12 protein-coding genes are annotated in these 12,653 nt (G+C 61.3%); 7 read left to right on the forward strand and 5 right to left on the reverse strand.

The genetic code is table 11. The features are described 5' to 3' along the window. Positions 1 to 237: 237 nt before the first annotated feature. The 4 genes from rsfS to rng all read left to right on the forward strand — a co-directional run bounded on the left by rsfS (position 238) and on the right by rng (position 3,717). Positions 238 to 897, forward strand: a complete 660-nt coding sequence (gene rsfS / locus JAO85_RS12860; RefSeq protein WP_202788204.1) for a ribosome silencing factor — start codon at positions 238 to 240, stop codon at positions 895 to 897. After that, on the forward strand, positions 898 to 1,365 hold the full coding sequence (rlmH, locus tag JAO85_RS12865) for a 23S rRNA (pseudouridine(1915)-N(3))-methyltransferase RlmH (RefSeq protein WP_003053899.1): 468 nt from the start codon (positions 898 to 900) through the stop codon (positions 1,363 to 1,365). A gap of 110 nt (positions 1,366 to 1,475) precedes the next feature. Further along, positions 1,476 to 2,090, forward strand: coding sequence for a nucleoside triphosphate pyrophosphatase (locus tag JAO85_RS12870; RefSeq protein ID WP_054075075.1), 615 nt, complete (start codon positions 1,476 to 1,478; stop codon positions 2,088 to 2,090). Positions 2,091 to 2,229: 139 nt separating this feature from the next. Next, positions 2,230 to 3,717: a ribonuclease G gene (rng, locus tag JAO85_RS12875; RefSeq protein WP_003062776.1), complete on the forward strand. Its 1,488-nt coding sequence runs from the start codon at positions 2,230 to 2,232 to the stop codon at positions 3,715 to 3,717. Positions 3,718 to 4,162: 445 nt separating this feature from the next. Here the strand turns inward: rng and JAO85_RS12880 are convergent, their stop codons facing one another. Then, a complete protein-coding gene (locus tag JAO85_RS12880) occupies positions 4,163 to 5,953 on the reverse strand; it encodes an acyl-CoA dehydrogenase (protein WP_202788205.1) in 1,791 nt (596 codons plus the stop codon). A gap of 484 nt (positions 5,954 to 6,437) precedes the next feature. Between JAO85_RS12880 and JAO85_RS12885 the strand changes: the two genes are divergently transcribed. The 3 genes from JAO85_RS12885 to JAO85_RS12895 all read left to right on the forward strand — a co-directional run bounded on the left by JAO85_RS12885 (position 6,438) and on the right by JAO85_RS12895 (position 8,486). Continuing rightward, complete coding sequence (locus JAO85_RS12885; protein WP_003053906.1) at positions 6,438 to 7,418, forward strand: quinone oxidoreductase; 981 nt, start codon at positions 6,438 to 6,440, stop codon at positions 7,416 to 7,418. A 92-nt stretch (positions 7,419 to 7,510) separates the two neighbouring features. Next, the gene (locus JAO85_RS12890; protein WP_034389765.1) at positions 7,511 to 8,167 is read left to right on the forward strand and encodes a DsbA family protein; all 657 of its coding nucleotides are present in this window, start codon (positions 7,511 to 7,513) and stop codon (positions 8,165 to 8,167) included. Further along, the gene (locus tag JAO85_RS12895) at positions 8,136 to 8,486 is read left to right on the forward strand and encodes a Rieske (2Fe-2S) protein (RefSeq protein ID WP_202788206.1); all 351 of its coding nucleotides are present in this window, start codon (positions 8,136 to 8,138) and stop codon (positions 8,484 to 8,486) included. The genes JAO85_RS12890 and JAO85_RS12895 overlap by 32 nt, the downstream gene beginning before the upstream one ends. Before the next feature lie 127 nt (positions 8,487 to 8,613). Here JAO85_RS12895 and JAO85_RS12900 read toward each other — a convergent pair whose 3' ends face one another. The 4 genes from JAO85_RS12900 to JAO85_RS12915 all read right to left on the reverse strand — a co-directional run bounded on the left by JAO85_RS12900 (position 8,614) and on the right by JAO85_RS12915 (position 12,646). Next, positions 8,614 to 9,726 (reverse strand): porin, encoded by a 1,113-nt coding sequence (locus tag JAO85_RS12900; RefSeq protein WP_232096800.1) that lies wholly within the window; start codon positions 9,724 to 9,726, stop codon positions 8,614 to 8,616. A gap of 238 nt (positions 9,727 to 9,964) precedes the next feature. Beyond that, entirely contained in the window at positions 9,965 to 11,017 is a 1,053-nt protein-coding gene (locus tag JAO85_RS12905) for a tripartite tricarboxylate transporter substrate binding protein (RefSeq protein WP_202788207.1), read from the reverse strand. 99 nt (positions 11,018 to 11,116) lie between these two features. Then, positions 11,117 to 11,719: an alpha/beta hydrolase gene (locus JAO85_RS12910; RefSeq protein WP_202788208.1), complete on the reverse strand. Its 603-nt coding sequence runs from the start codon at positions 11,717 to 11,719 to the stop codon at positions 11,117 to 11,119. A 15-nt stretch (positions 11,720 to 11,734) separates the two neighbouring features. After that, positions 11,735 to 12,646, reverse strand: coding sequence for a TauD/TfdA family dioxygenase (locus JAO85_RS12915; RefSeq protein ID WP_052088092.1), 912 nt, complete (start codon positions 12,644 to 12,646; stop codon positions 11,735 to 11,737). Between the last annotated feature and the right edge of the window lie 7 nt (positions 12,647 to 12,653).

Here is a 12,653-nt window from a genome sequence, read left to right on the forward strand (position 1 = left end):
TGTCCAACAGGCCGGATTCCCCTGCTGATCGGGCATAAAGCCCTGTCAGCAGGGAAATTTTTAGAAAACTATAATTTCCATAGCTGGATGCGCGCTATCGACTGGCGCGTCAACCTTTTTCAATGCGTGAAGAGCGCAGGTCTTAGAGGCCTGAACGCAGACGCTAACCCAACCCTGATACGGGTGTGGCGCAGCACACGCTATATTGATCCCATCATTTACTGATTCCATCGCCTGATGACCACCTCCACCAAATCGGATTCCGCAGCCAAGCGCGACGTCACCAAACTCCAGCGAGCCATTGTTGACGGCCTCGAAGACGTCAAGGCCCACGACATCCAGGTGTTCAACACCGAAGCACTGTCCCCGCTGTTCGAGCGCGTGATCGTGGCTTCGGGTACTTCCAACCGCCAGACCAAGGCACTTGCCTCCAGCGTGCGCGAAGCCGTCAAGGAAGCAGGTTTTCCCGTGCCCCGCCAGGAAGGTGAGCAAAACGGCGAATGGATCATCGTGGACTGCGGCTCGGTTGTCTGCCACATCATGCAGCCGGCCATCCGCCAGTACTACCGCCTGGAAGAAATCTGGGGCGAGACTCCGGTGCGTATGAAGATCGGTGCCGCCAAGCCCAAGCCCGCAGAAGTGGCCGCCAAGAAACTGGCTGCCAAGCTGGCCGTGGAAAAGGCAGCGGCGGAAAACACTGTGGTCGAGAAAAAGCCTGCTGCCAAGAAGGCTGCGGCCAAGAAGCCCGCCGCCAAGCCTGCCGCCAAGAAGCCTGCTGCCAAGTCCGCCGCCGCGAAGACGGTCAAGACCGTGGTCGTCAAGCCCAGCACGCCCCGTACGGCCAAGCCGATTGCGGCCAAACCCGCAGCCAAGCGTGCCCCCCGCGCCAAGGCCTAAATGAAGCTGACCATCGTGGCTGTAGGTCTGCATGTGCCCGACTGGGCGCAGACGGCCTACGACGATTACGCCAAGCGCTTTCCGCCCGAACTCAAGGTCGAACTCAAGGCCGTCAAGACCGAGCCACGCGGCTCCAAGACGCTGGAGACCCTGTATGCGGCAGAGCGCAAGCGCATCGAAGCCGCCATTCCCAGAGGCACCCGCATCGTGGTGCTTGACGAGCGCGGCACGAATCTGACCACCAAGGCGCTGGCCCAGCGTCTCAAGGGCTGGCAGCTCGAGAGTGATGATGTTGCCTTGGTCATCGGCGGCCCCGACGGGCTGGACCCCGAGTTCAAGGCCGCGGCACACGAGCGCATCCGCCTCTCCGATCTGACCCTGCCGCATGCCATGGTGCGCGTGCTGCTGATCGAGCAGCTCTACCGCGCCTGGTCGGTCAATGCCGGCCATCCCTACCATCGCGAATAAGCGCTTGTGATCGGACTCTGCGTGCAATTTCGCGCAGTGCGTGATACTATGATTTTGATAGCCTGTTGCGCTTTATATATGGGCGCTAGAGGCCATTTTTAATCAAAATTATGGCGCTATTTCTCTATCTTGCATCCCAAAGTCCCCGCCGTCGTCAGCTGCTAGAGCAGCTGGGTGTGGCGCATGAATTGCTGCTGCCCAATGCAGCCGGCGACATCGCCGAGGATGCCGAGGCCATAGAGGCCGAGCTGGCTGGGGAAGACCCCCATGACTATGTGCAGCGCGTGACGGCCGGCAAACTCGATGCTGCCGTGGCCCGCCATGCGCGGCGCGGTTTGCCGCAGGCGCCCATTCTGTGCTCCGACACCACCGTGGCCCTGGGAAAGCAGATTTTGGGCAAGCCCGCCGATGCCGAAGACGCGCGACGCATCCTGCGTCTGCTCTCCGGGGCCGAACATGAGGTGCTGACTGCCGTGGCGCTGCAAAGCGGCGCCAGGCGTCTGCAGGCCTTGTCGGTGTCCACCGTGCGCTTTGCGTCCATGACCGAGGCGCAGATCGATGCCTATGTGCTCACGGGCGAGCCCATGGGCAAGGCCGGTGCCTATGGCATACAGGGCAGGGCGGCTGCACATATTGCAGAGATTCGTGGCAGCTATTCGGCCATCATGGGCCTGCCGGTTTATGAAACTGCCGAGCTTTTGCGCCAGTTGGGCTGGTCGCTCTGAACCTTTGGCGCAATCGGCACTCTGTTCTTGAGTCTTCCCTGCGGGAAGGTCTGCATGGCAGCTGTCTTGCGCCAGCCATGCGCGCGTCGCACACTGGGCGCAGCAAAAGCCAGGACATATAAAGAAAGAACGACAGTCAATGCAGCAAGATATTCTGATCAACTGGTCGCCGCAGGAAACGCGGGTGGCGATTGTCGAAAACGGCGCCGTGCAGGAGCTGCACATGGAGCGCCCGCTGGAGCGGGGACTCGTCGGCAACATCTATCTGGGCAAGGTCTCGCGTGTGCTTCCAGGCATGCAGTCCGCCTTCATCGATATCGGTCTGGAGCGTGCGGCCTTTTTGCATGTGGCCGATGTCTGGCAGCGTCAGGAAAATGGCGAAGCCCCGATGTTCGCGCGCAAGGACCAGCCGCTGACGCCCATCGAAAAGCAGGTGTTCGAGGGGCAGTCCATCATGGTGCAGGTCATCAAGGACCCCATAGGTACCAAGGGTGCGCGCCTCTCCACGCAGATCAGCATTGCAGGGCGCCTGCTGGTGTTTCTGCCGCAGGACGACCATATCGGCATCTCCCAGAAAATTCCCCAGAACGAGCGCGACGCCTTGCGGGCTCGTCTGCAGGAGCTGGTAGGCACCAAGGAGGGGGGCGGTGGCGGCGGGTTCATTCTGCGCACCAATGGCGAGGAATCCAGCGATGCCGAGCTGGCCGATGACATCCGCTATCTGCGCAAGACCTGGGCGCGCATCAAGGATGCGGCGCAGAAGCTGCCCGTCATGTCGGTGCTGCATCAGGATCTAAACCTGCTGCAACGTGTGCTGCGGGATCTGGTCGGCGAGAACACCCAGAGCATTCGCATCGATTCGCGCGAGCAGTTTGCGCTGCTCAAGAGCTTTGGCCAGGAATACATGCCGGCGGCCGTGCCCAAGCTGGCGCTTTACAAGGGCGAGAGGCCGATTTTCGACCTCTACAACATCGACGAGGAAATCGCGCGTGCGCTGGGGCGGCGTGTGGATCTGAAGTCGGGCGGCTATCTGATCGTCGATCAGACCGAAGCCCTGACCACCATCGATGTGAATACCGGCGGCTATGTCGGTGCGCGCAATTTTGACGACACCATCTTCAAGACCAACCTGGAAGCGGCGCACGCCATTGCACGTCAGCTGCGCCTGCGCAACCTGGGCGGCATCGTCATCGTGGACTTCATCGACATGGTGCGCGAGGAGCATCAGGGCGAGGTGCTCTCCGAATTCCGCCGCCAGCTGGCACGCGACCGCGTCAAGACCATGGCTGGCGGCTTCTCTCAGCTGGGCCTGGTGGAGATGACGCGCAAGCGTACGCGCGAGTCGCTGGCCCATATGCTGTGCGAGCCCTGTGAAGCCTGCTCCGGCAAGGGCAACGTCAAGACCGCGCGCAGCATCTGCTACGAGGTGCTGCGCGAAATCCTGCGCGAAGCCCGCCAGTTCAATCCGCATGAGTTCCGCGTCGTGGCATCGCCCAAAGTGGTGGAGATGTTCCTCGACGAGGAAAGCCAGCATCTGGCCAGCCTTTCGGACTTCATCGGCAAGCCCATTTCGCTGCAGGCCGAGACTGCGATGGCGCAGGAGCAATATGACATTGTGCTGCTTTGAGTGAGAGTGCATTCAGCGTCATTTGATTTGGAAATCGTTTTCCGAATTTAGACAATGCTCAAAGTAATTTGTTGCTCAACTTCTCCAAACTGATTTACTTTCATTTGGCATTTTCAAGTAGCAGGAGTGTGGGACGTTAGGCGACGCCTACGAATTAAATGGAAAATTCCTGCGAATCTAAATGACCACGAGGCCTGACTGAGGGTTTGTACATCCGCGTCATAATCCCGGTGAAAAGCAATGAGGATGGCATGGAACGGGTTCAGGCAGGATGACTGCTGCATGAGGCAGGCCGTCGCTGCAATCTTGTTTGCGTAAGTCCTGGCAGATGTGTTCTAGGGATTCAAAAAAATAGCGGCTAGCGCTTTATCCATAAGCGTTAGCCGCTATTTCCATGCATTTCATGATGAGGCAGGGCGTTATCGCCCCGCCTTCAGGTGCAGGATCAGAACAGATCCATGGGCAATGCCATCACGCTGGCCGCACCGTTGATCACGGCATCGGCCTGGCCGGGCACCCGGGTCAGGATATGTTCGGCATAGAACTGTGCCGTGGCCAGCTTGGCCTGCATGAAGGCCTTGTCCTGGCCCTTGGCCAGCAGCTCCTGCGCGGCCAGCACCGAGCGGCCCAGTTGCCAGCCGGCGACCAGGTTGCCGGTGAGCATCAGATAGGGAACGCTGCCCGCATAGGCCGCATTGGGGTCGGCCTTGGCCTGGGCCACGATGAAGTCCACCACCTGCACAAAGGCCTGACGGGCCTGGGCCAGATTCCTCGCGACCGCCTTGGCCGTATCGGTGCCGCTGGCAATGAGAGCCGCCTCGGTCTTTTCGACCTGGGCGGCAATGGCCTTGGCGGTCTGGCCGCCATCACGCGCGGTCTTGCGGCCGACCAGGTCATTGGCCTGGATGGCAGTCGTGCCCTCATAGATGGTCAGGATCTTGGCGTCGCGGTAGTACTGGGCGGCGCCGGTTTCCTCGATAAAGCCCATGCCGCCATGCACCTGCACGCCCAGGCTGGTCACTTCCAGGCTCATTTCGGTGCTGTAACCCTTGACCAGGGGCACCATGAATTCATAGAAGGTCTGATTGGCCTGACGCACTTCTGCGTCCGGATGGTGGTGGGCGGCATCGTAGGCGGCAGCGGCGGCGGTTGCCATGGCGCGGCAGCCCTCGTTGCTGGCGCGCATGGTCATCAGCATGCGGCGCACGTCGGGGTGGTGAATGATGGTGGCGCTGGCCTTGATCGAGCCGTCGACGGGGCGGCTTTGCACGCGTTCCTTGGCGTAGGCCACGGCGTGCTGGTAGGCACGCTCGGCGACGGCCAGGCCCTGCAGGCCCACGGCATAGCGGGCGGCGTTCATCATGATGAACATGTATTCGAGGCCGCGGTTTTCCTCGCCCACGAGGTAGCCGATGGCTCCTCCGTTGTCGCCAAATTGCAGCACGGCCGTGGGCGAGGCCTTGATGCCCATCTTGTGCTCGATGCTGACGCAGTGCACATCGTTGCGCTTGCCCAAGGAGCCGTCCTGGTTCACCAGGAACTTGGGCACGACAAACAGGCTGATCCCCTTGACGCCTTCGGGCGCCCCCGCCACGCGGGCCAGCACCAGGTGGACGATGTTGTCCGCCATATCGTGCTCACCATAGGTGATGAAGATCTTGGTGCCGAAGACCTTGTAGCTGCCGTCGCCCTGAGGCTCGGCCCTGGTGCGCACCAGGGCCAGGTCGGAGCCGGCCTGGGGCTCGGTCAGGTTCATGGTGCCTGTCCATTCGCCGGTCACGAGCTTTTCCAGATAGGTGGACTTGAGCGCGTCACTGCCGGCAGTCAGCAGCGCCTCGATGGCGCCGTCGGTCAGCAGCGGGCACAGAGCAAAGCTCAGGTTGGCGCTATTGAGCATCTCGATACAGGCCGCGCCAATGGTCTTGGGCAGCCCCTGGCCGCCAAAGTCGGCTGGGTGCTGCAGGCCTTGCCAGCCGCCTTCGGCGTACTGCTTGAAGGCATCGGCAAAGCCGGGCGTGGTAGTGACCACACCATCCTTGAAGGAAGAGGGATTGAGGTCGCCGGGAACATTCAGGGGGGCGACCACGCCTTCGCAGAGCTTGGCGCATTCTTCGAGCACGGCCTGCGCAGTTTCCAGCCCCGCATCTTCAAAGCCGGGAATCTGGGCGACTTGCTCGATCTGGGCCAGATGCTCCATGTCGAACAGCATGTCTTTGATGGGCGCTTTGTAGGTCATCGTCTCTGTTTCCTTGAATGCTGGCCCGGCTGGCTGCCAGACCTGGGTTGTGCCTTGGATTGTTGGGGATGTTGCCTGCCACGGATGGCAGGGGCTTCCCTCGACTTCATGTCTGGCGCCTGGCAAGAATGTCAGGACCTCGCATTGGTTTGACGTTTACGTAAACGGAATGATTCTAGAGGCTGTGACGGGCTTGCCGCAGTCGCAGACGCGCAATATGGTGGCCAACGCTTGCGGCAAGCTTTCAATCAAAGAGAAACTTTATAGTTAACTTTTTTGACCTGGTGTTTACCCGTGGTGTCGCGTAAAGACAAGAGAGCGGCGTTCTCGGGAAATGTCCTGGAGCCGAATTCCCATAAATTCAACCCAGTCTGAATGGAAGAATACCGGGGATATGGCCTAAGTCATTGATTCGTATTGCTTCTGTTCGAGGTGAGGCAGTGTGCTGCATCACCTTTCGATTGGTATCTGACTGGGAGTTTGTATGGCTAAAGTAATCCGTTATCACGAAGTTGGCGGCCCCGAGGTGTTGCGACAGGAAGACATTGAAGTCGGCCAACCCGGTCCAGGTCAGGTCCGCCTCAAGCAAGGCGCTGTGGCCTTGAACTTTGCCGATACCTATTTCCGCTCCGGTCTGTATCCCGCTCCTTTGCCCGCGGGCGTGGGCAGCGAGGCTTGCGGCACGATCACGGCCGTGGGCGACGGCGTGACGGATTTCAAGGTCGGCGACCGCGTGACCTATACCGGTGCACTGAACACCATCGGCGCTTACGCAACGGAGCGCCTGATTTCTGCTGCCCCCCTGATCCGTCTGCCTGACAATATCAGCTTTGAAACCGCAGCAGCCATCACCATGCGTGGACTGACGGCGGCTTACCTGATGCGCCGCATCTGGGACTTCAAGAAGGGCGACACCATCTTGCTGCACGCTGCAGCCGGTGGCGTGGGCCTGCTGGTGTCGCAGTGGGCAAAGCTGGAGGGCCTGAATGTGATCGGCACAGTCTCCAGCGATGCCAAGGCCGAAGTGGCCAAGGCCAACGGCTGCGTTCACACCATCAACTACAGCCACGAAGACGTGGCCAAGCGTGTGCGTGAACTGACTGACGGCGTGGGCGTGAATGCCGTCTTCGACAGCGTGGGCAAGGACACTTTCGAGGGCTCGCTCAACAGCCTGAAGGTGCGCGGCCTGATGGTCTGTCTGGGCACGGCCTCTGGCTCCATTCCTCCATTCAACCCACAGATTCTGGCCGGCAAGGGCTCGCTCTTCCTGACCCGTCCCGCATCGGCGCATTACATCGCCGACCCCACGGAACGCGCAGAGCTGGCCAACGAGTTGTTCGCCCATGTGGCCGAAGGCCGTATCAAGGTGGACATCAGCAAGCGCTATGCGCTGGAAGACGCCGTTCAGGCTCACCGCGATCTGGAAGCCCGCAAGATTGTGGGATCGGCCATCTTCACGCTCTGAGATACCAAAGGCAGCACTTCGGTATGAAAAGGGCTGAGCCATTCAGCCCTTTTTTGCATCAACCCCGGTGATTGCCCAAGGAAATAAATGCCATGACTCAAAGCTCTGCTGCAACGACACTGCAGGTCGACTTTTCGCTGGACCTGATCTGCCCCTGGTGCTGGATCGGTCTGCGCAATCTGCTGGCCGCCCGTGAGATGCTGCTGGCCAGATATCCGGACCAGCAGCTTGCAATCCATTGGCATGCAGACACTCTGCTGCCCCATATCCCGGAGCATGGAGTGCCTTACCAGGCCTTCTACGAAGCCAGGCTGGGCGGTCCCAGGGCCGTGGAGGTTCGCCGTGCCCAGGTGCGCTCGGCGGCCCACGCGGCGGGCCTGCAGATCAATCATGCGCTGATTGAAACCTTCCCCAGCACGCGTCTGGTTTGTGCGTTGGTCAACTACGCCCAGACTCTGCTCGATGGCGAATCCATGATCCGCTTTGTGGAGTCCATCTTTGCCGCTTACTTTGTGCAGGGCCGCGATATAGGCTCGGTCATGGTGCTGCAGCAGCTGGCGCATTCGGCAGCACTGGACTGGAATCCCTCCCGCTTTGATGCGCTGCGCTACCAAAGCGAGGTGGGCCACGCCGGTGGCGTGCCGCATATGGTGTTCAACCAGCGCCTGCAGGTGACGGGCGCTGTGGCGCCCGCAGAGCTGCTGCGCGCCATGGAGCATGCCCGTGTTGCCGACAGCGCTTTCGCCTGATACCGCATTGCTGGCCGCCGGCGCCGTGCGGGATTTGCCGCCGGGCGGGCGAAAGCTGGTCTTCACGCCTGGTGGCCAGAGCATCTTGCTGCTGAATGTCGAAGGCGAGTTCTATGCCTTGGAGAACAACTGCCCGCATGCGGGTGCCTCCATGGCCGGTGGCAATTGCGATGCCCATGTGCTGAGCTGCCCCGCGCATGGACTCAAGTTCGATATCCGCAGCGGCAAGTGCACGGCATCGCCGCAGATGACGATTCCTCTCTACGAAGTTCTTGTCAGAGAGGGACTGCTCTGGCTCAAACCGCCTGACAACTGCTGATAAACCATCGAGCGCTGATGTGCATAGAAGAAGGCCCGCAGATTTTCTCTGCGGGCCTTCTTCTATGGTTTCAGGATTGATGTCCTCTGGTCGGCAACCGGCAGGTGCCGGTTGCCATGGATTGGACTCAGAACGTGTGGCGAATGCCGATGTCAAAGCCCGAGGCATTGCCGCCAGCGACTGGAATCGGGCCTTGCAGCGCGCCCGTGGCCACCGGCAGGTTGATGCTGCCGCGGTTGTCTACATAGGCATAGGTGCCGTAGAGTGCGGTGCGCTTGGAGAGGTTGTGCACATAACCCACGGCGTACTTGTTGGAGCTGCTGCCGCTGTTGTCATTGCGGTTCAGGCGCATGAAGCTCATGGGGATATTGCCGTTGCCGACCTTCCAGATGGCACCCAGCTGCCAGTAGCGTACATGGTCGGCATTGTCCAGACCTGCCAGGCGGTTGCCGGTGCGGTGATCGGCAGCCAGAACCATGAGGCGGTGGCCCTCCCAGAGGTAGGATGCGGCGGCATTGATCTGTCTGTAATCGTCGGCCGCACGGTTCTTGGTGGACGTGATGGCGACGGCTGCATCCCAGTTGTCGCCTCCATAGCCCAGGCGTGCACCATAGACGCGGCCGTCCTGGCGGTTGGGGCCGGCATCGTTTTCACCGAATGCAGTCATCAACTGATAGAACAGGCCTTTGCAACTGGAGCTGGAGCAGCCGGGCGAGAAGTAGCCAATGCTGTTCGATGCCCGAAAGCCCGTCACAGTGGTGCCGTGCAGCACATGCAGGCTCATGCCCACGCCCAGGCGAAAGGGGTCGTAGTTGAACATGTTCCAGAAGGCGGGCACATAGTCACGGCCCAGACGTACCTCGCCCCATTGCTTGCTCTGCAGATAGACCAGGGCCTTGCGGTTGAAGCTCAGACCGTTGCTGCTGCCTGCCCCCGAAGGCTGGTTGTTGGTGTTGGAGGCCTGGCCGGTGCCGTTGTCGGTATTGAGACCCGCTTCCAGATCAAAGCCGGCGGCCAGACCGCTGCCGAGATCTTCACGGCCTTTGAAGCCCAGGCGGCTGGCCTGATTGCCGCTGGAGGTCAGCATCTGGCGCGAGCCTGCGCCAGCGCCGCGGTAATTGGATACGGCCATATCCACCACGCCATAGACCTGCACAGAGGATTGTGCCGAGGCTGCCAGCGGCGCCAGCGTGCATGCGAGAGCGCTCAGCGCATTGAAAGCCATTTTTTTTGTAGTCATTCATGTCTCCTTGAACCGTTGAAAAAAGATGCCTGATGGCAAACCGACGAAAAACACAGCAGGGCAAGGCCGGGCCTGGGGATGGGTTGAGGGCGCAGGCAAGCCCCCAGCTCTAATCCCGCCAAAGGACTGGAGCTGGGTGCGGCCGCCCACGGTGCCAAGGGTGGGCACCGGGCAGAGGTCTTGAATCAGATAAGTAATGGAGCAGCTTGAGGGCAACTGCTCAAGGACCCGGGCCTCAGTTTTCGGGCTTGTAGCCTATGGACTTGAGCAGGGCTGCCTGCTTGCGGCTGGCCTCTTTGAGGTCGGCCGTCATTTCTGCCGTGGTAAGGGGCTGGCCAGGCTCCATGCCCACCGTGGCGAGCTGCTTGAGAACGGCCTCCTTGCGGAAATGTGCCAGCGCCACGTCCCGCAGCTTCTGCTGGATGGCTGCCGGGGTTTGCGGGTGGGACCACAGGGCGAACCAGCCTGGTTTGGAAAGCTGGGGGTAGCCCAGCTCCGTGAAGGTCGGCACCTCTGGCAAAGTCTGCAGGCGGCTCGGGTAGACGGCGGCCAGCGCCTTGATCTTGCCGCTGCGAATCAGGGGTAGCGAAGTGGTGACGCCATCGAACATCACCGGGACATGGCCGCCCATGAGGTCCACCAGCGCAGGGGGCGAGCCCTTGTAGCCCACATGGCGCATATTGATCTTGGCCAACTGGCCCAGTAGCATGCCCGAGGTGTGACCCTTCAGGCCCGTGGCGTAGGAGGCAAAGTCCACGCCGTCGCGTTGCTGTCTGGCGTAGCTGATGAATTCGGGCAGGGTCTGGAACGGCAGATCCTTGTTGGCGACCATGACCAGTCCGGTGCGTGTGAGCTGGGCCAGCGGCGTCAGGTCCTTGAACGGGTCGAAACTGACTTTCTGGGCCAGGGGCGCCTCGCTCAGTGCTCCGTCCTGAATCACCAGAAAGGTGTAGCCGTTTTTGCCATGGGACTTGAGGTCCTGGATGCCGATGGCCCCCGAGGCACCGGGCTTGGATTCCACGATCACGGGCTGCTTGAGCTCTTGCTGCATGCCCTCTGCCAGCAGGCGGGCCAGGGTGTCAGCCGTGCCGCCGGCAGGCCCGGTGACGATCAGGCGTATGGGCTTGGTCGGCCAGTCCACGGTCTGCTCGGCCTGTGCGGGCAAGGCCAGGCTGGCGGCCACGGCCATGACGGCCAGGCCTAATTTCCGGCGCAGTGCGCAGGCTGTCGCGGTGCGAGAACCTGCGGTGTCCACTGAATTGCGTGAGGCGGGTGTCGTTGCCTTCATTGCTTGTCTCCTTCAATGGGGAGATCTGGCTCCCCATCTGCGCGCACCTTTTATATATTGTGGGTGGCTGCGCATTCATCGTGATGGTCTTCGGGCGGTTCAGGCCGTTGGCTCGGGCTGTCGGGCTTCGATCCGAGCCTGCAAATCCTCGATCAGCTGTTTTGCTTGCGGCCAGGGGCCATGGCCCGAGGCCGGGTTCAGGTGGCCCTGGGGGCCCAGCTCCACCAGCTCGCTCCCCCAGTCGCGCGCAAAGCCACGCGCGCGCTCCAACTGGGTCAGCGGGTCATTGCTGCTGGCTGCCAGCAGTGTGGGAAACGACAGGCGCTGGCGCGGGATGGGCGTCCAGCCGTGGGCTGCCAGCACATCCTTGGGGGGGTAGCCGGCAGGCATCTGGGTTTCCACATCGGCGGGGGCTGCCAGCAAGGCTCCGAGAATGGGACGGGCTCGGCGCAGCGCCCAGTGCGCGACCATCATGCAGCCGGCGCTGTGCGCCACGATGATGACGGGGCCGTCGATACCGTCTAGTGCACGGTCGATCGCGTCCAGGCGGGCCTGGCAGCTGAGCTTGTCCTGCTCCAGCGGTGGCACGGTGACGCAGGGGACGGACTGCGCAGTCAGCTCCTTGGCCAGCAGCGTCTGCCAGTGCTCTTCCACATGGTCGCGCAGGCCGGGGATGATGAGAATCGTGTGCTTCAAGGCCATCTTCTGTCTCCTGGCTCAGTCCGTGGGGCCGCCGATGATGGCGGTGCGTTCCATCTTGCGGTGGCAGGGCTGGTAGTCCATCACTGCGTAGTGCTGGGTGGAGCGGTTGTCCCAGAAGGCTACGCTGTTTTTGCTCCATTTGAAGCGCACCTGGTACTCGGGAATCATGGCCTGGCTGGTCAGGTAATTGAGCAGTTGCGAGGAGCCGGGCGATTTGTCCAGGCCGAAGCGCACATTGGCGGGTGTGTTGTAGTTGGTGAAATGGGTGGTGAAGCTGCTGTTGACGAACAGAATCTTCTCGCCGGTTTCGGGGTGGATGCGGACCACGGGGTGCTCGGCGTCGGGGTATTGGGCCTTGAGTGCCAGACGCTTTTCGATAGGCATGACGGCACCAAAGCTCGCTTCGATGCTATGGCGGGCACGCAGATGCTCGATCTTGACCTTGATGTCGTCTGGCAGGTTCTCATAGGCCATCACCATGTTCACCCACATGGTGTCGCCGCCCACTGGCGGGCATTCAACGCAGCGCAGCACGCAGCCCATGGGAGGCTGCTCGCGCCAGGTGGCATCGGTGTGCCATGAGTTCTCGTTGCGGTCCAGAGGGTTGTCGGGGGTCTTGTAGATCTGCACCAGGCCTGGGTGCTCGGGGTGGCTTCCCACTACCGGGTGGTCTTCCAGTTCGCCAAATTTGCGCGCAAACGCCACATGCTCGGCGCGTGTGATGTCCTGGTCGCGGAAAAAGATCACGCGGTGCTTGAGCAGTGCCTGGCGGATCTCGGCCATCAGGCCTTCGTCCTCGGCGGCCGCTCCCAGGTGAACGTTGGACAGCTCCGCACCGATGGAGCAGGTCAGAGGATTGACTTCCAGCGAGCGGGTCAAAGAGCTGGAGCGGATAAGGGCGGGTGCTGCGCCAACCTCGTTTTTCATTGGGAAG

Origin of the sequence: Comamonas sp. NyZ500, from assembly GCF_016772095.1 — a bacterium.
Classification (GTDB): domain Bacteria; phylum Pseudomonadota; class Gammaproteobacteria; order Burkholderiales; family Burkholderiaceae_C; genus Comamonas; species Comamonas thiooxydans.

What these genes read in the sequence shown, in the direction of transcription:
- rsfS (WP_202788204.1), top strand. Translation starts at nt 238, where the DNA reads ATGACCACCTCCACCAAATCGGATTCCGCAGCCAAGCGCGACGTCACC.
- rlmH (WP_003053899.1), top strand. Translation starts at nt 898, where the DNA reads ATGAAGCTGACCATCGTGGCTGTAGGTCTGCATGTGCCCGACTGGGCG.
- JAO85_RS12870 (WP_054075075.1), top strand. Translation starts at nt 1,476, where the DNA reads ATGGCGCTATTTCTCTATCTTGCATCCCAAAGTCCCCGCCGTCGTCAG.
- rng (WP_003062776.1), top strand. Translation starts at nt 2,230, where the DNA reads ATGCAGCAAGATATTCTGATCAACTGGTCGCCGCAGGAAACGCGGGTG.
- JAO85_RS12880 (WP_202788205.1), bottom strand. Translation starts at nt 5,953, where the DNA reads ATGACCTACAAAGCGCCCATCAAAGACATGCTGTTCGACATGGAGCAT.
- JAO85_RS12885 (WP_003053906.1), top strand. Translation starts at nt 6,438, where the DNA reads ATGGCTAAAGTAATCCGTTATCACGAAGTTGGCGGCCCCGAGGTGTTG.
- JAO85_RS12890 (WP_034389765.1), top strand. Translation starts at nt 7,511, where the DNA reads ATGACTCAAAGCTCTGCTGCAACGACACTGCAGGTCGACTTTTCGCTG.
- JAO85_RS12895 (WP_202788206.1), top strand. Translation starts at nt 8,136, where the DNA reads ATGCCCGTGTTGCCGACAGCGCTTTCGCCTGATACCGCATTGCTGGCC.
- JAO85_RS12900 (WP_232096800.1), bottom strand. Translation starts at nt 9,726, where the DNA reads ATGACTACAAAAAAAATGGCTTTCAATGCGCTGAGCGCTCTCGCATGC.
- JAO85_RS12905 (WP_202788207.1), bottom strand. Translation starts at nt 11,017, where the DNA reads ATGAAGGCAACGACACCCGCCTCACGCAATTCAGTGGACACCGCAGGT.
- JAO85_RS12910 (WP_202788208.1), bottom strand. Translation starts at nt 11,719, where the DNA reads ATGGCCTTGAAGCACACGATTCTCATCATCCCCGGCCTGCGCGACCAT.
- JAO85_RS12915 (WP_052088092.1), bottom strand. Translation starts at nt 12,646, where the DNA reads ATGAAAAACGAGGTTGGCGCAGCACCCGCCCTTATCCGCTCCAGCTCT.